Annotated in this window: 16 protein-coding genes; 10 read left to right on the top strand and 6 right to left on the bottom strand. The window is 34.8% G+C overall.

Features of this window, described 5'->3' with window-relative positions; all coding sequences use genetic code 11:
* Positions 1–80 precede the first annotated feature (80 nt).
* The 8 genes from C6H17_RS06400 (at position 81) to C6H17_RS06365 (ending at position 8030) form a co-directional block, all read left to right on the top strand.
* Positions 81–392, top strand: a complete 312-nt coding sequence (locus C6H17_RS06400) for a thioredoxin family protein (protein WP_005217091.1) — start codon at positions 81–83, stop codon at positions 390–392.
* 319 nt (positions 393–711) lie between these two features.
* The gene (locus tag C6H17_RS06395; protein WP_005217089.1) at positions 712–1083 is read left to right on the top strand and encodes a diacylglycerol kinase; all 372 of its coding nucleotides are present in this window, start codon (positions 712–714) and stop codon (positions 1081–1083) included.
* An 18-nt stretch (positions 1084–1101) separates the two neighbouring features.
* Positions 1102–2316: an MlaE family ABC transporter permease gene (locus C6H17_RS06390; protein WP_020995505.1), complete on the top strand. Its 1215-nt coding sequence runs from the start codon at positions 1102–1104 to the stop codon at positions 2314–2316.
* Positions 2313–3080: an ABC transporter ATP-binding protein gene (locus C6H17_RS06385; protein WP_004085798.1), complete on the top strand. Its 768-nt coding sequence runs from the start codon at positions 2313–2315 to the stop codon at positions 3078–3080. The genes C6H17_RS06390 and C6H17_RS06385 overlap by 4 nt, the downstream gene beginning before the upstream one ends.
* A 9-nt stretch (positions 3081–3089) precedes the next feature.
* On the top strand, positions 3090–3857 hold the full coding sequence (locus C6H17_RS06380; RefSeq protein ID WP_005217085.1) for an MlaD family protein: 768 nt from the start codon (positions 3090–3092) through the stop codon (positions 3855–3857).
* Between the two features lie 10 nt (positions 3858–3867).
* The gene (locus tag C6H17_RS06375; protein ID WP_040462636.1) at positions 3868–4440 is read left to right on the top strand and encodes a hypothetical protein; all 573 of its coding nucleotides are present in this window, start codon (positions 3868–3870) and stop codon (positions 4438–4440) included.
* 62 nt (positions 4441–4502) lie between these two features.
* Entirely contained in the window at positions 4503–6959 is a 2457-nt protein-coding gene (gene leuS, locus C6H17_RS06370) for a leucine--tRNA ligase (RefSeq protein ID WP_020995504.1), read from the top strand.
* Between the two features lie 198 nt (positions 6960–7157).
* Positions 7158–8030, top strand: a complete 873-nt coding sequence (locus tag C6H17_RS06365) for a DNA-processing protein DprA (protein WP_020995503.1) — start codon at positions 7158–7160, stop codon at positions 8028–8030.
* Between the two features lie 633 nt (positions 8031–8663).
* Here C6H17_RS06365 and C6H17_RS06355 read toward each other — a convergent pair.
* From C6H17_RS06355 to C6H17_RS06345, 4 genes are all read right to left on the bottom strand, one after another.
* Entirely contained in the window at positions 8664–9320 is a 657-nt protein-coding gene (locus C6H17_RS06355) for an FkbM family methyltransferase (protein ID WP_199768864.1), read from the bottom strand.
* A complete protein-coding gene (locus C6H17_RS12485; RefSeq protein ID WP_199768863.1) occupies positions 9253–9504 on the bottom strand; it encodes a hypothetical protein in 252 nt (83 codons plus the stop codon). Before C6H17_RS12485 ends, C6H17_RS06355 begins: the two co-directional genes overlap by 68 nt.
* Before the next feature lie 69 nt (positions 9505–9573).
* On the bottom strand, positions 9574–12675 hold the full coding sequence (locus C6H17_RS06350) for a heavy metal translocating P-type ATPase (RefSeq protein ID WP_005217079.1): 3102 nt from the start codon (positions 12673–12675) through the stop codon (positions 9574–9576).
* A 15-nt stretch (positions 12676–12690) separates the two neighbouring features.
* Entirely contained in the window at positions 12691–13344 is a 654-nt protein-coding gene (locus C6H17_RS06345) for a hypothetical protein (RefSeq protein ID WP_005217077.1), read from the bottom strand.
* A 64-nt stretch (positions 13345–13408) separates the two neighbouring features.
* On the opposite strand from C6H17_RS06345, the gene glyS reads away from it, so the two are divergent.
* Positions 13409–15487, top strand: coding sequence for a glycine--tRNA ligase subunit beta (gene glyS, locus C6H17_RS06340; RefSeq protein WP_005217075.1), 2079 nt, complete (start codon positions 13409–13411; stop codon positions 15485–15487).
* 211 nt (positions 15488–15698) lie between these two features.
* Here glyS and ribD read toward each other — a convergent pair whose 3' ends face one another.
* Both ribD and C6H17_RS06330 read right to left on the bottom strand, forming a co-directional pair.
* Positions 15699–16919, bottom strand: a complete 1221-nt coding sequence (gene ribD / locus C6H17_RS06335) for a bifunctional diaminohydroxyphosphoribosylaminopyrimidine deaminase/5-amino-6-(5-phosphoribosylamino)uracil reductase RibD (RefSeq protein WP_020995501.1) — start codon at positions 16917–16919, stop codon at positions 15699–15701.
* Between the two features lie 282 nt (positions 16920–17201).
* Positions 17202–18983, bottom strand: coding sequence for a hydrogenase small subunit (locus tag C6H17_RS06330; protein WP_005217072.1), 1782 nt, complete (start codon positions 18981–18983; stop codon positions 17202–17204).
* A gap of 206 nt (positions 18984–19189) precedes the next feature.
* On the opposite strand from C6H17_RS06330, the gene C6H17_RS06325 reads away from it, so the two are divergent.
* Positions 19190–21205 carry a nitrilase-related carbon-nitrogen hydrolase gene (locus C6H17_RS06325; RefSeq protein ID WP_020995500.1) on the top strand — a complete coding sequence of 672 codons (2016 nt, stop codon included), beginning with the start codon at positions 19190–19192 and terminating at the stop codon, positions 21203–21205.
* Positions 21206–21372 lie beyond the last annotated feature (167 nt).

Below are 21372 nucleotides of genomic sequence, written 5' to 3'. Positions count from 1 at the left end.
AGCATGTAGCCCGTATTGTCATGTTTGTATGATACATCTGTGATTGGGCTACAAATGTTTATAATTATTAGGAGAGGTATATGCAAGAGTTAAATCATAGCAATTTTTCTAGTATGACAAGTGAAGGTGTGGCAATAGTCAATGTTGGGGCTAGCTGGTGTCCTGACTGCAAACGCATTGAGCCGATCATGACAGCATTAGAAAATGAATATAAGGATAGAATCCGCTTTTTTAAAGTCAATTTTGACACAGAAGAGCAACTCAAGGATTCACTACAAATTAGAAGAATCCCAACACTCATTTTCTACAAAAATGGCAAAGAAGTCGCTGAAAGACTAGTCGAGCCAAAAAGTCAAGCAGAGATTGAAAAAGTCGTGCAACAAGTGCTATAAAAATAGCATGATAATAACACTTTGAAAAATCACTCATTGTGTTAGCAATAGGCGGATTTTCATTGTCATATTTTAGCCTGCGATTGAGAAGGTAAGATTTGCTCTCATTTCTGTAGTTTAACGCCAAAAATGTGCGAATTTTATTTATTCTAAGCTATTGCATCTATAAAGATATTTTTGATTATTTGTTCTTGCATTTTCTTATAAGTCATGATTCTATAAGATTGCATTTTTATAAATTATTTGCATAAACATGTATTTTTTTTGTTAAGATACAGCCTTTATAGAATCTTCGTAAATCTAATAATAAAGGCATATAGTGAAAAGCGGTAAAAAAGGGGTAAAGCGGATTATTGGGGCTTTCTTTTTCTCTCTAGCGGGATTAAAAGCTTGTGTGAGTGAAGAAGTCTCATTTCGACAAATCCTTATTGTGTTTGTGTTATTTTTCATTATTGCGTGTTTTTTGGGGCGTGATTTTTTTGAGATTGCTTTTTTAGTTTTGCCTTTGTTTTTTATGGTATTTGCGGAGTTAGTGAATACAGCTATTGAAAAGATTATTGACCTAGTCCAGCCTACATTTCATCCACTTGCACGAGATGCAAAGGATATTGGCAGTAGTTTGCAGTTTGTTTGTATGTTGTTTGCTGCTTTTATTTGGGGTGGCTACTTGCTTGTTCGTTTTGTGTTATAGAATCTTTAAGGATAATTTTTGTTTATTTCAGATGATGAGAGTAAAGCAATATGTGCGCGTTTTAATACTATGAAGCCACCTTCAAATGCCATTATTATCGAGGGGCATTGGGATAGCTTCGTGCAGCAAGCCTACATTACTGCCTTGCGCGCTCAAGTGCAAAAATACACAGGCGATATTCATATTGTATTTCAAAATGCAAGGGTTGGCATTATCTTCATGCTGCTTTTGCGTAATACTTTAGAATCTAGTCAAATAGAAGATGTATATATCTATGTTGATAGTATGCAGACTACGCGTCTTACTTCTTTTCTCTTATCAGAGCGTTACACGCTGCTTCTTAATGGTGAAGTCTATAACGCCATAGAAAATAATGACAATGCCATAATGAAAGAAGTATTAAGCACTCCATATAGACCAAAAAGGCTTAATATTTTTTCTAGCTTTTTTAGCTTTATAGGGCAGTGGTGTGTGAGTTTTTATCAAACCGCTTTATCGTTTTTTAACTTCATGGGTATGTTTTTACATTTCTTTATGCTTGGTTGTTTAAAGCCATCAAATTTTCGTTTTAAATCCCTTATTTATCATATCTATGAGCAAGGCTTTAAGGCGTTGCCTGTCGGGCTTATGACTTCACTTATTATTGGTTATGCAATCACACTGCAAGGGGCATATCAGCTAAACTCTATGGGTGTGCCGATTATGAGCGTTGATACGACTGCAAAGCTTGCTTTGCGTGAGATGGGACCATTTATCCTTGCCTTAGTGATTGCTGGTAGAAGTGCATCAAGCTTTACCGCACAGCTTGGGTCTATGCGACTTACAGAAGAGTTATCTGCTATGAAAGCTATGAATCTTAATATATTCTATTTTCTCATTATCCCTAGAATCTTAGCTCTTATTATCGTTATGCCTTTAATGGTATTTGCTGCTGATGCGATTGCACTTTTTGGTGGTATGGTAGCGATTAAGACAAGCATTAATATTGGCTTTGAGACTTATTTAGAAAGATTCTATGAAACGGTGTCAATTACGCATTTTTGGATAGGCGTGGTAAAAGCCCCTGTATTTGGTGCGATTATTGGCATTGTTGGGTGCTTTCGTGGGTTGGAATGCAGGGGCGATACACAATCCATTGGCAAAATGACAACCATGAGTGTTGTGAATGCGATATTTTGGATTATCATGGCAAATGCGATTTTCTCTTTCATTTTCACAAGGTATAATCTATGAGTAATATCGTTGAAGTTAATAATCTCACTACACATTATGGCAATACGCTGATACATGATTCTATAAGCTTTCATGTGAAAAAGGGTGAAATTTTCTCTATACTTGGTGGCAGTGGAAGTGGTAAAACGACACTTTTACATACGCTTATATTCTTGCATAGACCAACTTCTGGGAGTATTAATATCCTTAATACTGATATTTGGAAGTTAAAAGATTCTAAAAAGCATACTATCATGCAAAAAATGGGCGTTGTATTTCAGTTTGGCGCTCTCTTTAGCTCTTTAAATGTGCTTGAAAATGTAACAAGTCTGCTTGAAGAATACTCATATTTTCCATCAAACTTGTATCCTGAAATAGCAAAGTTTTGGCTACATAATGTGGGGCTTGATTTAAGTGTGTGTAATAAATATGTGAATGAATTAAGCGGTGGTATGAAAAAAAGAGTGGCACTTGCTAGGGCATTATGCACAGAGCCTGAGATTTTATTCCTAGATGAGCCAACAAGTGGGCTAGATCCTGCTAGTGCATGTAAATTTGATGATTTGATCGCTTCTTTAAAAGAGAAGTTTGGCGTAACGATAGTTATGATTACACATGATTTAGATAGTATAAAAGATGTAACTGATAGATTTATCTTGCTTGGTAATAAAAAGATTGAGTTTAGCGGCACACTAGACGAGTTTGCAAAAGAAGCAAATAATGGTTTGCATCAAAATAGCCTTTTTCATTCTACGCGTGGTGAGAAATATTGGAAATATAAATAAAGGATTTGTATGGAGAGAAATATTAATTATACACTTATTGGGCTTATTTTTTGTATCTTAACGATTGCAATGATTGCGTTTATCTTTTGGATTGGTCGCTTTGGCATTGATGATAGAAGAGTGAAGATTTATCATGTCTATACACAAGATGAGGTAGGGGGCATTAGTGTCAATACACCTGTAAAATATAAAGGCATTAGCGTGGGAAGTGTAACTCACATGGGATTTAAAAAAGATGATGTAGGTGTCGTGCAAATTGATGTTGCTATTAATAAAAAGATACCTGTTAGAGAAGGGTCTGAGCTAGTAATAGATTCTGATGGATTTGTAGGTATGAGCTATCTAAAACTAAAACAAAATGAAAAAGGCAATATCATTAAAGATGAAGATGAAGCCACACTCTATCTAGCAAAAAATGCCATTGGTAAATTGCTAGAAAACGCACAAGGCATGACAAATGATATACAAGATATTGTAAGCAATGTGAAAAATATCACAGATAGCAAAAACATTGAAGATATACGCAATATGCTTATTTCACTGGAAGGCACAAAACAGAATCTTGATAAGACTCTAAATAGTGCAGATAAGCTTTTAAGAGATTTAGACAAGGCATTATTACGCGGTGATTTTAATGTGAGAGAGATTCTAACACCACTTATTAATAAAAGCGGATATAGTTTGCAAACGCTAAATTCTTTCCTTGAGAAAGCAAGTCTGTTTATGGATAGAATGGAGCGAGACCCTTATGAAACACTACTTGGAAAACGAAACTAAAGGAGTAAATATGCGATTAAATCTTATGCAAGGATTTTATATAATCTTAGTTGTAGCCTTACTACAAGGTTGCTTAAATGTGAATCTAAAGTCAGTCCTGCCAGACCAGACTTTTTATAGCCTTGATAATGTAGAGTTAGAAAATCAATGTAAAAAGAAGCAAGATAGCTTTGCTTTACAAGTGAATGCCCTCTCACCCTATGATAGCAAAGATATTTTACTCTATAATGAGAAAAATGAGATTAAGGTATTGCCAAATTATAAATGGATTGATTTGCCAAAGAATATGACACGAAATGCTTTCATAAAGATTGCGTCAAATCATTGCTTACAAATAGATCAGAATCCACCTTTAAGTCAGCGGCTAAATACTCTGCGTATTAGCATTAATGATTTATATGTAAAAGGCACAAGTGATTATGAAGCAAAAGTATATCTAACTTATGAGCTTTTAGGCTATGATATGAAACGCATAAAAGAAGGCAGCATAACAACCTCTGCAATGGGAGAAAATCCAGCCATCACCCTGCAACATGCTATGAATGAAGCATTACAAAAAATCGCTAAAGAGATAAAGAAATAGCATTTTAAAAAAGTATTTAATAAATAACAATAAAATTGCAATTATTTTTGAAGGATTCACAAATGACACATGAAAACTATAATCCAGCCGCAATAGAATCTAAATGGCAGAAAATATGGCAAGAAAGTGGCGTATTTGAGCCAAGCAATGACTTTTCAAAACCTAAAAAATACATTCTCTCAATGTTTCCATATCCAAGTGGAGCAATCCACATGGGACATGTGCGAAACTATTGCATAGGCGATGCAATGGCTAGATATTATCGCATATATGGTTATAATGTATTACACCCTATCGGCTTTGATGCCTTTGGTATGCCTGCTGAAAATGCCGCTATAAAGCATAAAATCCACCCAAAAGACTGGACTTATAGCAATATGGAGGTTATGCTAAAAGAATTACAAACTATGGGGTTAAGCTTTTCAAAAGAGCGGGTGCTAGAGACTTGTGATCCAATATATAGCAAATATGAGCAAGAGTTTTTCATAAAAGCATGGCAAAAAGGCTTAGTCTATCGTAAAAAAGCCTTTCTCAATTGGTGTCCAAATGACTTAACCGTGTTAGCCAACGAACAAGTCATCGATGGTAAATGTTGGCGTTGTGATACCCCTGTGGTGCAAAAAGAAATGTATCAATACTATCTTAAAATCACAGACTATGCAGAAGAGTTACTCAATGATTTAGAATCTTTAGAGGGTAAATGGCCCCCACAAGTCTTAAGTATGCAAAGAAATTGGATAGGAAAATCTAGCGGCTTATCATTTGCATTTGAGTTATGCAAAGATTCTAAAAATCTGCTAGATAATAAAATCAACACACTTGATGTTTATACCACAAGGGCTGATACAATCTATGGTGTGAGCTATTGTGTCATCGCACCGGAACATAGCATAGTCGATTGTCTTATTGAAAAAAATGTATTAGCAAAAAATGATATAGAAATAATCAAAAATATCCGCAATCAAGCTGAAAAAGAGCGATCAAAAGCTGATAAAATAGGCATATCTCTCCCCATTTTTGTCTTGCACCCACTCACACAGAAAAAGATTCCTGTATGGATTAGCAACTTTGTGCTTATGAGTTATGGAAGTGGTGCTGTTATGAGTGTGCCAAGCCATGATGAAAGGGATTTTGAGTTTGCAAAAAAATATAATCTAGCCTTACTGCCCGTCATAGAAGCAAAGGGCGAAAATGATGGCATACATAAGCCAAACACAGAAGATGGAATCTTATGTAATAGCGATATATTTTCAGGGCTAAATAGCAAAGAAGCAAGGGATAAAATCATTGCCCTTTTTGAAGAAAAAGGCATAGGCAAAAAAACTACAAACTACAAATTAAGAGATTGGGGCATATCACGCCAACGCTATTGGGGGACACCTATACCACTTATCCATTGCCCACAATGTGGTGTGGTAGAATCTAGCGTTTTACCCGTTGAATTACCACATGACATTGAGATAACAGGTGAGGGCAATCCGCTTGAAAAACATGCAACTTGGAAATATACAAAATGCCCCAAATGCAACACAGATTCTACAAGAGAGACTGATACTATGGATACTTTTGTAGAATCTAGCTGGTATTTCCTGCATTACACAACGCCAAAGGAATTGCGTAAAGACAAAGCCTTTTGTGCGGAATCTCTGCAATATTTTATGGAAGTTGATGAGTATATCGGTGGAATTGAACATGCGATTTTACACCTTTTATATGCGAGATTCTATACCAAAATGCTGCGAGATCTAGGCTATATTAGCTTTAGTGAGCCTTTTTCACATTTGCTAACGCAAGGCATGGTGCTAAAAGATGGCGTGAAAATGTCAAAAAGTCTAGGCAATGTAGTAGAACCACGACATATTATAGAATCTTATGGAGCAGATACTGCAAGGTTATTTATCCTTTTTGCTGCACCATCTAGCTATGCGCTTGATTGGAATGATAATAGCGTGGTTGGGTGCTATAAATTTATTTGCCGTCTCATTGATAGAAAAGTGCGCGTGAAAAAGTGTGAGACACTGCCAAAGATAGACACACAGAAACTAAATAAAGATTCCAAAACCGCAAGACTAAAAGTATATGAAGCCCTGCAAAAACAACAAAATATGTTTAATAAAAAGATTGAGGGCTATCCGTTTAATGTCGTAATTGCGGCATGTATGGAAGCACACAATGCCTTGTCTGCACAAGATGATGATTTAGTTTTCACAGAGGGCTATTTTATATTGCTTCATATTTTAGAGAATTTTATCCCGCATATTGCAAGTGAGCTTAGTCAAGAGTTGTTTAATCTCGCAAATTTTACGCCCATTGAGATTGATGAAGATGCTTTCAAACAAGATGAAATCACCTATGCAATCAGTGTCAATGGAAAGAAACGAGCTGAAGTTATGATGCCTACAGATGCCACAAAAGAAGAAGTCATAAATGCTGCTAAAAGCGTAGCAGAAAAATGGCTTACAAGCGACATTAAAAAAGAAATCTTCGTGCCAAATAAATTAGTCAATTTTGTGGTGTAGAGTTAGATTCTAATAAGTCGTTATATGAGGCAAGGCAGAATATTATGTAACCCAAAAACATTTAGATTCGAAAAAAAATTTTGTCTATGGTTTGCATAATTCTACAAGGATTTCTACGGATTTTTGTTTGTGGCTTCATTATTGTATGCCTGTATTTGTAAGCTAGCAAGAATCTACAATCCCCGCAAAAGGACATTTATGCACACAACCCCAGCTCAAAGTGAATTTTTAGAATCTAGTGCGTTAGCCAAATATCTCTCAATGGATAAAATCGCCCTGCTTGATGATTTAATACATAAGGCAAAAGAAAATAATCTCAAAAGCAAACATTTATACAAAGCATTTAATGGAGTCTTTGCGCGTGGGCATCTATCCCTACTCAAAAAGCCAAAAGTAGCCATCATTGGCACAAGATCGCCAAATCAATATGCAAAACAAATAACTACACAACTAGCAAACACGCTTTCACAAAAAGGCTTTGTAATCGTTAGCGGTGGGGCTATTGGCATTGATTCTATCGCACATTTAAACGCGAATAATAACGCCATTCTTATTTTGCCCTGCGGTATTGATGCAATCTATCCTAAAGAAAATGCTACTTTGATTAATAATCTAGCACAAAATGGGCTGGTTTTAAGCGAATATGGCGGCACCTATAAGCCCATGAAGCATACATTTTTAGAGAGAAATCGCTTGATAATTGCATGGAGTGATATCATAATCATCCCCCAAGCAGATATAAAAAGTGGCTCAAGCTCATCGGCAAATCTAGCCATAACCCTGCAAAAGCCCCTTTTTGTATTGCCCCATAGATTGCATGAAAGTCGTGGCACACAAGAGTTGCTACAAGCACAGAAGGCACAATGTATCTATGATATAGAATCTTTTGTAAAAAATGCTTGTGAGATTCACAATATCGCCTATATGCAAGAGATAAAAGACCCGCTCCTAGAGTTTGCATACAATAATGGATTGTTTGAAGATGCCTTAAAACTTTTTGGAGATTTAGTCTTTGCGTATGAACTAGAGGGTAAGATTAAGCGCAATGGTTTATATATTGTGCCTTGTTAATGTGTGCTAAGCAAAATGCGGTTTTAACTAAGCAAGGGCTTAAATAATAGAATCAAATCCTAATTTCCATACATAGCTAGATAATCTAGCAATTATTTACTATCATTATCGCCGAGTTGTTCCTACAAAATATTCAAAATAATGATCGCAAGTTTTATGACAATGCTGAGTTTGGCCATATTGCAATCACCACAGAAAAATCAAAAGCATAGAATCTTTGATTGCCAATGAAAGTTCCAAACACTAAAAGACAAAGATAAAAACCTAACAAAAAACAAGGGCTAGAAACAAGAACACAAAATTTCACAAGCAACAAGACTTTATAAACTTCCTTAATGTCAAACTCAAAAGAGCGTATATTTAGCAAAGTGTGACACATTTTGTCCTAGATGCGATAAAGCATATTGAGAAAGCTATACTCTCTAGTATAAGATTTTGCTTACTTTCTTGTAAGTTTTAATAATGTGCAACACTATGGTGCCTACCCCCCCCCCTCCATAAAAATGCAGTGATTTTAGAATCTTTTATGCAATTGCTTTGCTTAAGTAATAATGTTAAGCAAGGAAAGATTCTGCTATACACTAAGATAGTTTATTGATGTTTCAGTAATGAGAATCTTAAATGTCTATTATACTATCTTGCCAACATGTCTTTATCAATCTTGCATTTCTTTGTAATTGCAATATAGTTTGTAGTGATAAACTGCTCATCGGTTTCCCTGTAACTATCAATGTGATATAAAGTCGCATTAGGCAAGATTCTATAAATTGCCATATCATTTTTACTGAAGAAATACCAAAAATCCTGAAAAAATGTGCGTGTGTCAATATTGCAACCACCAAACTCAAAGGTAACCATATCAATAGCTTTGTTTGCAAACATAACTTTCGCACCATCTAATACATCAAGCTCGTGTCCCTCCACATCAAGCTTCAATAAATCTATGTGCGAGATGCTTTGTGCTTTGCAATATGTATCAAGTGTGCTAAGTTGAATTTGCTCTGTTTTGTTAAAGTCAATATTAAAATGATCGAGTCGTCTTTTTGTAAGACTTGCAAGTCCTGAACCATCGGCATTTGAATATAGGGTTGCTTTGGTTTCAGCATTTGATAAACCAAAATTATTAAGAATTACTTTTTCGTTATTGCTATGTGTTTGTAAGAGTTTTTCAAAAGTATAGCGCGATGGCTCAAAACAATGGATTTTAAAATCTAGCGTATTCTTATTTTGAGAGGTGTTTGCCCCCCCCCCCCATATGTCGCAAACATAATGTTGTGTATTTGCCCACATTTGCACCTACATCAAAAATACAAAATGAAGTCTTATTACTAAAATATGAATTTTTAAGCAAGATATTAAAAGCTATCTCTTCCCCGCTATCAAAGACTTCTCCACCAGAGCCAATACCTAAGGCATTAAGTGAGCGATCAAGTATCTTTGTGTGCTTACGCATTGAATAAAACTTATGAAACATAGAATCTCCCTTAAACAATAATTAAATAATAGTAAATAAAATTATACTATATTAATCTAAAAATAGATTCTACGATCTCCAAACCCCATACAATCTACTTGCATTGCCCACAACGCTAATAGAGCTAAGGCTCATAGCAAGGCTTGCAAGCATTGGATTTAGCATAACTCCAAAAGGGCTAAATACGCCCATAGCAATGGGTATGCAAATGATATTGTATAAAAATGCAAAGCCTAGATTCTGTTTGATATTATGTAGTGTTTTTCTACCTAAATGCAGTGCTTCCACAATGCCTAGCAAATCATCTCTAAAATAGATAATATTGCCATACTCAATGCTTACTTCACTCCCACTTGCCATAACGAGTGAAAGATCAGCCTTTGCTATCGCAATAGAGTCATTTGCCCCATCGCCTATCATAATCACTTTATGCCCTTTTTCTTGCAGAGATTCTATATATCGCATTTTATCTTCTGGCAGACACTCTGCCTTATAAGGAATGCCTAAAATATCAGCGATATAGCTCACATTTTCTTTCATATCCCCGCTTAGAATCTCACATTGAAAACCGCCTGTTTTAAGCATAGTTATCATCTCTTGTGCGTATGGTTTTAATGCTTCTGCTAGATATATACGCCCTAGTAAAATCGCCCTATCCTGCATAATCTCAGCGATATACACACAAACACAACCCTTTATAGAATTTGTCTCAACAGATAGCCCTGCCCTATCCTTTAAAAGTTTCGCATTCCCGATTAAAAACACTCTCTCTTTAGAATCTATAAGCAGTTTAGATTCTATCCCTGCGTTCATATAGTGTTTAGAATCTAGCTGTTTATAGAGTTGTGTATCACTAGATTCATTATGAAAACTCTCACAAATTGCCTTAGCGATAATATGATTGCTTGAAATCTCAATAGAAGAAGCAATGCGTAATAGCTCATTTTCACTTATATTTTCCTGTAAGAATATGCTATGCAGACTAAAATCCCTTTTTGTTAAAGTGCCTGTTTTATCAAAGACTACATAATCTGTTTTGCTTAGATTTTCAAGGCTTTGTGCGTTTTTAAAAAAGATTCCAAAGTGATTTGCCCTAGCGTTTGCAAAGAGTATTGCCATTGGCGTGGCAAGTCCTAAGGCACAAGGACAAGAGATAAGAAGTGTGCTAGAAAAATATAGCATAGCACTCTCTAAGTTTTCATATATAAACCAAAAGATTCCACTACAAGTAGCAAGAAACATGACAAGCGGGACAAAAATGAGTGAGATTCTATCCGCAAGTTTTGCTATTTGTGCCTTGCTCTCAAGGGTTTGCTCTAATAAGCTTTGCATTTTGCTGATTTTAGAATCACTTAAGGTATGGCTAACACGAGCAATTAAAGGCGTATCAAGGTTTAGCGTCCCTGCAAAAAGCTGCATGCCCTTTTCCTTTTTGATAGGGATACTCTCACCGCTAAGCATACTCTCATCGATATGAGATTCATTTGAATAAAGTATAGAATCTATGGGGATAAAGCTGTGTGGAAGTATGTGTATATAATCGCCTATTTGAAGATTATAGGGTGAGATTTCTTCAGTTTTTAGGGCGGCTATATCGTGTGGATTTATGATTTTTAGGGCAATCTCACTTTGTCTTTGCAAGAGAGATTTTGCGTTATTTATAGCTTTATTTTTTGCGTTTTCTTCTATAAATTTCCCAAGCATAATAAAGCTTAGAATCACGCAAACACTCTCAAAATATAAATGATTCTCTATGCCTTTTAGCATTTGTGCTAAGCTAAAGCAGCTATATAAAAAGCCTGATAAACTCCCCACACTCACAAGTGAATCCATATTAGGTCGCAAGGCAAACAACGCTTTTAATCCATGAAAATATATACTCCGCCCAAAGTGCATAACACAAAGTGTAATAAAAAGCTGTGTCAAGCCATTATGAAAAGGATTATGCAAAATTTGTGGCAAGGGAAGGCTAAACATATCATGTAGCATACTTATATACACTATCACTAGAGATAAGATAATGCTAAAAACTAATCGCCTTTTATCGTTTAAAAGGGTGTGTTCTATGTAGTGATTTAATTTTTGCAGAATGTTTTGCTGCGGTGTCTCTTGCATGCTTTTGCGGGAATCTGCGGCGAGGGCTTGGTCATGTATTTTATATACACTCCCTTCGCCCTCACCTTGATAACCCACAAAATCATTGCAAGATACTTCCGCAGTGTTTTTATTGGTATTTTTTGTAGATTCTGTATTCTGTAAAAATTCGCCCTTGTCTATACAATTTGAACGATTGAGTGAATTAGAGGGGCAGTCATTATCGCTTAGATAACTCCCACCCTCTAATTCACTCAAAGCCTCCAAAGCCATAGAGCAATTACTAGAATTTGTGTGTTTGTTTGCGTGGTTTGTTAGTGTAGAATCTAGAATCTTGTCATATTGAGCCTTTGAAAAAGGCGAAATATCTTTACTAGATTCTATATCGTTATTTGTATGAATTGTAGAATCTAAATTATCCATTGTTTTAGATGTTTCACTTCGCTCAACATGACAGACAAAACCTGTGCTTTTAGATTCAGATTCTATAAAAGTTACTTCATGTTTTTTAGTATCATGGAGATTAGATTCTATTGCATTATTTTGGGTAGATTCTATATTCTCTATTTTTTGTGTTTTAGATTCAGTGGCACACTCAAGCGGATTAGAATCTTTTAGCATATTGAAAGTGGGGCTAGAAGTTGTATGTAATGGTTTTAGACTAAAGTTTGTATTTGCTTGATTTTTGTTATTTGCTAAAGTAAAGCTAGAATTTGGGGCAAGTTTTGCTTTAAAGCCTAAAGATTCTATACATGATATTATGGAATCTATATCGCAAGTTTCTTTATCAAATTTTATTACTGCTGTGTTATTTAGGATATATACATTTGCTTCTTTTATGCCCTCTTTTTTTCTTAACTCATTTTCAATACTTGCAGAGCAACTCGCACAACGCATACCAGAGATAGAGAGTCGTATAGATTCTAGAATCTTTGATGTTTCGCTTCGCTCAACATGACAAGTAGAATCTATATTTTGTGTAGAATCTGTGCTTATACTATCTTTTGCTAATGTGTGATTTATCGGCGGTGATAGTGGTGTTTGCTGTTGTGAATTATTTGCTTGGCTAAATCGCATATATTTTCCTTCAAACTACTTAGCTTGTGTTTCTTTACCTTTTTTCCCATCAAACTTTACCTTAAAATCTCTATAAGGTGCTTGCAATTTATAAGTATGAATGTATTGCGGGATAAAGACTTCAAGCTCATTTATCTTTCGCATAATATCTATATAATAGGCTTGGGCTTGTCTATTTACATTCTCTCTATTTCTCCACGCAAAGCCTTTGTTATAAGACTTTATGATTTTGTGTAAGTCGCCCTTATGGACTTTATGCCAATACCGAAGATTATCTAGGGCAATAGATGATGCAAACATAGGATCAGAAATAAGCATTTGCCCCACAACATTACGCAAAAATGAAGAATCTTGATAGCTTGTATATTTTCTAATCACATTGGGAATATGTGCGTGATAAATCCCAGCAGATGGATCAGAGAAATTCAATAAATATTCACCCGCACACGATTCTTTCCATGCGATTGCTGCCATAAGATAGCCAAAGCCATGATCTCTACCATAATAATAAGCATACATTAATACATCTTTTTGGTCTTTAGTAAAGTCTTGTAATGCGACACAAGTGCCTTCTATCTTTATAGTGATTTTTTCTTGGGCGACTAGATTCTGACACAATAGCACAGAGATAGCATAGCACCAAATCGTAGTGATAAATATTCTTTGCACCTTTTAGCCTTTTTCACTTTTATTTGCTAAAATTATACAATCAATTTAAAAAGGCATGAGTATAATGGCAGAATTATTTATTGAAATTTTCACAGAAGAATTACCCGCAATTCCACTTTTAAAAAATCTAAGCAATATCAAAGAAAATTGGAAAAAGATATTAAAAGATAGTCATCTTGACGCCCCTTTTGACTTTTTCTACACACCACGAAGACTAAGCTTTATCCATAAAGATTTTGCATTAAAACAACCTGACACAAAGACACAATCCTATGGACCACCACTTGCTATTGCCTATGATTCTAGCAATAATCCCACAAAGGCAATGCAAAGCTTTCTGCAAAAAAATAATATCACTAAAGATATGGTAAAAACAGCGATTAAAGATAATAAGGAGGTGCTATTTTATGAAAAAGAAGTAAAAGGAATAGAATCTAGTAATCTTTTAGAATCTATGGTGATTACTCTGCTTCATTCACTGCATTTTGGTAAAAGTATGCGTTGGGGTGATTGCAAGGATAGCTTTATACGACCAATACGAAATATTTGCATTATGCTAGATCATAAAAATATCCCTTGCAATGCTTATAATATTCAAGGAAACAATCTTATTTTTGCACATAGACAAGCAAAAGATACAAATGGAGAACAAAAAAGTCATTATGCTACAAGTATAGAATCTTACCTTGATTTTCTCTCACAAAATGGCGTGATACTAGACCAAGATAAGCGTAAAGACTTAATACTACAAGAGATAAAAGAGCTTGAAAATAAACATAATATAAAAGTAGAGATTGATACAGACTTATTGCAAGAGATAGTAGCGATTACAGAATATCCACATGCAATGCTAGGAATCTTTGATGAGAAGTTTCTAAAGATTCCAAAAGAAATGATTATAACCTCTATGAAAGAGAATCAAAGATATTTTGCGGTATATAAAGATTCAAATCTTTTTCATGGCTTTGTAGTTGTGAGTAATTCTTTTGGCGGTGATTTCTCACTTATTACAAAGGGGAATGAAAAGGTATTAAGGGCAAGGCTTGAAGATGCTATGTTTTTCTACACACAAGATATAGATTCTAAAATGGAGTTTGGAAGTCTAAATTCTATTAGCTTTATGGAGGGGGCTGGAAGCCTTGCAGATAAGATTGCACGAGAGCAAAACATGGCAAATAGCCTTATAGCCTTACTCAACACAAAGCATATAGAATGCAGTGAAAATGAAAAAGCCCTTGTAATACAAGCTTTGAAATATGCAAAATGCGATTTATTATCCCAAAGTGTGGGGGAATTCCCCGAGTTACAAGGCATTATGGGATCATACTTTGCAAAAGATTGTGGCATGGAATCTGAAGTTTGCCTTGCAATAAGAGAGCAGTATCTACCAAATGGCATACAAGCAACACTTCCTAGCAGCAAAATCAGCGCACTTGTAAATATGGCAAATAAGCTTGATACCATTTTCACACTCTTTAATATTAATAAGATTCCAAGTGGCTCAAAAGACCCCTTTGCACTAAGACGACAAGCTACGGCGATTCTAAAAATCGCACATCAATTTGGCTTTGACTTAAGCATAAAAGAGATATGTAATCTAGCAAGTAAAGATTATAACAACGCAAAGCAAAATATGCTTATAGACTTTATGATGGAGAGAATATATGGAATCTTTCCGGGCGTAAATCCTAGCATTGTGCGTTGTGTGCTACTTATGGGATTTGGCATCACACAAAGCTTTGATAAGATTCTAGCCCTTGCTTCATATTTTGAAAGCGTGGATATCAAATCTGTGATAGGCACTTTCAAGCGAGTAGCAAATATTTTAGATAATGCAAATCTTACTAAGGACATAACGCTAAACACAAGCCTATTTGAAGAGAGTGAGACAAAACTTTATAATAATCTCATGGCATATACAAAAAGCAAGAAAACAGAAATTACAAACAATACTCTAGATTCTGAATCGTATTTAGCACAGATAGAGAGCTTATTTGCACTCAAAAGCGATTTAGATTCTGTATTTGATAATGTCTTAATAATGACGGATAATGTAGAGTTAAAGCAAAATCGCATTGGCTTAATCACACTTGTATTTAAGGCATTTATGGAATTTGGCGACATGCGTGAAATCGCGGTGTAAATTTAGAATCTGTTGTGATTTTAGCACCAGCAAATCTAAAGCTCAATTCCAAAATCAAGGGAAAATCATCTTAGATTCTTAGCCCTATTTGATCACAAAAGGTTTAAACGATACAAAAGACACATTAAGTCTCTCTAATTTTAGAAACTTGATATACAGACATAAAAAAACAATAGCATACTAAAAGATAAATAGAAAAGGCTTTATGTATCTATTTGATAAATAGGTAATATATTATATTTGCTGTCATTTCATTGCTTTCTATTATTTTACTTGTCTGTATTTCACTCATCTTTTGCAACCAAAAATCTGTCAGTGTAGTTGTATGTGCTAGTGTGTATTGAATCTTGTTTTCATTTCTATTAGACTCTATCATAGCTTTATGCACTATATCTTCATCTAGATTAAAGGCGGGGGCAATATAACCCATAATGCAATCAATTGGCATGGCATTCTCTGTCTCTATATCTTGCAGCAATGAATTAAGAAATGCAAATCCCCCCTCAATAATCTTAAACCCACTACTTGGAATCTCCCTAGTAGATCGAATAATAGATACATTTCTATGGGCTATATTATAGTTTTTGAGATCCTTTTCTTGCATAGTTTTACTTAAGATTAAAATCTTTGGATTTATAGAATCTTGTTGATAAAATGGCAGTGAAAAACGCGTATCAAGCAATGGATTATCATCTCTCAAAGTAGCCCCAGATATGATAATATAATCAGCGATGCAACGCATATTATGCGTAAAGATTCTAGAATCTTCATTGCTAATAATGCCATTTTTATAATCGCCATGCAGTCTATGTGCGATCTTAAATAGAGTAAAATTTCGCTTTTTTTGCCATTGCAAAAAAGGAAAAAGAAGTTTATGTGCTTCATCTCTTAAGATTCCATGTGTAATGGGAATATGTGCCAATGTGTTAGCCCCGCCACTTGCTTTTGGTGTGCTATCTTCATGAGCGATAATAATTCGTTTTGGCGCTATCGTCTTTAAGAGTTCTGCACAAGGTGGTGTTTTGCCATAATGATTGCATGGCTCCAGTGTTACAAAAAATTCGCAATTATGAAATATACCACTATGATAAGCTGTGATAAACTCATGTATATGTTTAGAATCTTGCATATTTTGTAATGTATTTATAAGATACGATAAAATATTATCTTTATTTAATCCCTGCTTTTTACAAGATTCTAAAACTGCTCTTTTAGCTACTTCATCATGTGTAATTTTATACAAAAATGCTTCTTTGCATGCAAGCACTTCAGCATGCGGCGATCCAGCCTTTTTGTGTGTTTGCAGTGCAATTATTGTATTATCACAAAGCACAAGCGACCCAACACAAGGATTTGGCAGTGTCAATGTCTGAAAACTCCACGCATAATCTAGTGCGATACGCATAAAAAAAGAATCTGAATCATACTTCATATCTATACTCCATGCTGGAATTATAAATTAAATTCTTTCTAAAAACAAGGGTATGTATATATTACATTCTCGCCATAAACGCATAAGATTTACATTTTACTGAGATTTTATCTCACACTCACATTTGACAGATTCTATACTTTTAAGAGAGCAGTTTATTATTTTACATACACAAATGTAGTGGTATTTTTAGAATCTACTAGATATTTTTCCGACCACATCTTACATGTGTGAGTAAGTCTTTTGCCCACAATTGCTAGACTCTAAAACATACCTCGCAAGCTAACAAGTAAGCACAATAATCATTTTATCCTTTAGATTTTTGGTAAAAATTTGCTGGATAAAAGGTAGCTGAAAAATCTTACCTTGCAATACGATAGTATCATGTGTTGTGTCTATAATCTCAACAAAGGCATTTGCTAAATCACACGCCATGCTATATGCTAATCCATACATATCTAACCCACCTATACGATATGCCATAGCAATGGATAATGCCTTTGTATAATCAAGCGTGTAGCCTTCATCATCTTTTTTAAACTTAAAGCCTAGCTCACTTATATGTGGGAATTTAAAATCTTTTGCGAGTTGCAGTATATGTGTGGCTTGAAGCTTTTCACTTAAGGCATTAAAGCTAGATTCTAACCACGCATTAATCATATTTAATTCACTCTCAAGCAGTTCACCATCATCTAGAATCAGCCCAAAAAGGCTAAATATATCATTGATATTCTTGCTTACTCTTTCAGTATCACTAAGTTTCATTAGACTTTCATAGCGATTTTTCATTGTATTTTGATAGTTTGCATATAGCCTTTTTCCTTGCTTATTCTTGCTTTCATAGCTTTGCAGTGTTAGCTTTGGATTGAGTGAGATAGAGCAGGTTAATAGCGATTTATATTCATTATTTTCATAAGTTATCATACTGCTTTCATCTGTATTTAGGTTTATAAATAGGCTTTTTGTGCTTTTTAGTGTGTTTGCAAAATCGATATATTCTTGCGTATTTTTTATAGGAGATTCTAACTTTTTAAGGATTAGGGGGATAATTTTTGGCATGAACTTTTCATTAAGAGTAAAAAAGCTTTTATTGCTTAAGGGCTTTTCAATATTGCCAAAATTATCCCAAAAGTTTGGCTCACTGCAACCAATACAGCCATGTCCGCCTTGCACAGGCCAGCTTGTCTTTGCGTTAAATTTCACTTTCGGGCAGTTATTGTAAGTATATGGACCTTTACAGCCGACTTTATAAAGACAATAGCCCTCTTTCATATTAGAATCATCAAAAGATTCTACAAAATCACCAGCCATAAAAGAGCTTTTTCTCTCACACAAATCATGCACACTTTTGCTATACGCCCATAATGGTCGTTTCAGTGTATCAAGGCTAGGAGATTCTGCAAATAAATAATAATAAAGCAGTGTTGCTACAATGTTTTTATCACTTGGCGGACAGCCCGGGACATTAATGATTTCTCTTTCAAAAATCTCACTTAAAGCATGTCCATTTGTAGGATTTGGATACGCACTCTGAATCCCACCAAAGCTAGAGCATGTCCCAATGGCAAATACCGCTTCTGCATTATGTATTAAATGCGAGATTTCATCATAGCCATTTCTATCCCCAAGCGTGATATAATCTTTTGCAAAGCCCATAGGAATGCTGCCTTCAACAAGCAATACATACTTTTCATGTGAGTTTGCATGCTCTAATGCAGCAACTGCCCCATGTCCGCTTGATACCATCACTAAATCATGATAGACAATCTTAAATATATCAAAGAGTAAGACTTCAAAGCTAGGCGTCTCTGTCCTCAATAAACTCTCACTACACCCCGTGCATTCTTGTAAATGTAGCCATACCACCTTTAAATCGCCCATATATTCTAGAATCTCTACGCAAGTATCAAGCATGGTTTTTGGCACACTGATGAGTGAGAGTTGCTCTTTTAGCCATGCTTTTGTGGAATCATTTTGTAATATTGTGCTTTTTGTCGTGTGTGATAGAGCTTTTAAGCGATTTTGTAACTTTGCCTCAATCTCTTCTTTTTGTAATGCTGCCATTGTCTCTCCCTAATATCCATGGTATAGAATCTGTAATATTGTATCACACTTTCATGTATTACAGATATAAATTCCTATAAGCTTGTATGTGGTTTTCATGCGTTATAAAAGATTCTAAAAGTCGGTTTGCCATAATTACTTCATCTAAAGTCTTGCATTTATGATAAAATATCGCATTTATAGCACTAAACAATAAAAGGCTTGTTTTGACACAAAACTCACAACAACACACAAACAACACAATATATAACTTTTTAAAGACATTCTTTATAACATGTAAAACAAAGCATTTTCTTGTATTGCGACATGCGACTACATATTTACATACTACTTCTTTATTACAAGTTTTATTTTGCTATCCATTTTATATTTTTTCCCCATTACTACTTTCTAGGATTATGCAAGGTGGGGTTACCCAAGCAATACCTACACAAACATTAAAAAAGCAAACAAGATTCAAAAAAATATTACATAAAGCAATGGTGGGTATATGTTTTGGCTTTCTGTTTTGGTTGCCATTTTGGTGCTTTATATTAGAATCTATTCTGCCACCTATTTTGTATGGAATCTTTTGTGTTTTTTTAGTGGCTTTTATGCTGTATATCTGTGCTATACTGATACGCCTAAAGGTAGAATCTCACAATAACACACTAAGTAAAAAGCCCCTAATTCACGCTAAAAAATATGTCGTTGATACTGCATTACCCTTTTTTCTTGTATTTATAATACTTTGTGTTGGAATCTTTTCTTTACTACATAAAAATACTTATATAGGTGTTAGCCTGTGCTATCCATTAAGCATTGCTATATTTTTATTCATGCCGCGAATGTATCGCTTTTGGTTTGGGTTTTTTGTGGGGATTTTTGGATTCTATTGGATGACACTTAGCTTTCGCTTTGAGGGTTTAAGTCTGCTTATACCTTTTATTGTTATTTGCGTGGGAATTATTTATGGTTTGTTTTTTTGGATTCTATTATATTTTCAGAATCTAGTATGGCGTATCATCGCTATGGCATCACTTTTTATTCTTCATCCGCTTGATTTTAATTGGTTGAATATTGCGTATTTAAGCTCATATAGTGTGTTTGAAGCATCACTTTTAAGTCTCTTATGCGTTGCTTTTGCGTGTTATTTTATCATCACAAAAAGTGCCCTACAACTCCTTGCCCCATTATTATTACTCATGTCTTTAGACTATGATATGACAAGACAAGACCCAAAACTACAAGCAAAAATCATAGAAACGCAATACAAACAAGATATGCGTTGGGAAGAAGAAAATAGAGAAAGTATAATCGCTAATAATTTAGAAGCTATACAACAAGCAATAGATGAAGGCTATCCGCTTGTAATCCTGCCTGAAACAAGCTTTCCTTTAATTCTAAACACACAAACAGAGCTGTATCACAAGCTGCTTGATTTAAGCAGGCATATCACTATTGTAACTGGGGCTATGCGTGTGCAAAATATAGAACTTGGTAAGTTTTTAGATTCTAGTCATTGCGATACAAACAACACAGACTTGACACAGAATCTAGATTTTAATGCTTGTCATGTTGAGCAAAGCGAAATATCCAAAAGCTTGGAATCTAGCAAAGATATTTCAGCTATGGCTCAAAATGACAATAAACAGAATCTAAATTCTAAAACAAACTCAAAAACTACATACAACAAAATAGATTCTATAAACACACATAAAAAGCATTCATCTCTTTTCACACTTGATACTTTACAGCAAAGAGAAAAAACACTAGATTCTGATTCCATAGAATCTAGCTATATCAATACGCCGACTAAAGATTTTGGCTATTATAATAGTGTCTATATTTTCTCAAAAGGATATAGTCTCATCGCAGATAAAAACGCCCTTGTGCCTTTTGGGGAGACACTACCATTTAATGCTATTTTATCGCCGATTTTTGAAGAGATTTTTGGCGATAGCTTTGGATTCAATAAAGGTGATGAAATTATATCCTTTATCACTCAAGGCTTACATGTGGCTATTGCAAACTGCTATGAGGGGACTATGGAGCTACCCTATAACACGGGGGCAAAATACATTCTTATGTTAAGCAATAATGCGTGGTTTTACCCATCAACACAACATTTTATGCAACAAATGATTGTAAAATATTACGCACGAAGCTTTCAAACCTTTATCTATCATTCTACAAACTACACACCAAAGGCTATTATTACACCAAATAATGGCAGGGATTAGATTCTAAAGTTTTTATAGAGTTTTAGTGTTTTGTGTAGCGTATTGCTAGATGTGTTCTGTGCCAAAAGAGATTCTAGTTCTAAAATTACGATCTAAACTTCGTAGCCCACACAGATTTGTCAGAGAACTAGAATCTGTATCAACTTGTTTGTTGTATTATTGCACAC

The organism is Helicobacter rappini (assembly GCF_900198625.1).
Taxonomy (GTDB): Bacteria; Campylobacterota; Campylobacteria; order Campylobacterales; family Helicobacteraceae; genus Helicobacter_A; species Helicobacter_A rappini.
This window is presented reverse-complemented; position numbering and strand designations above follow the sequence as displayed.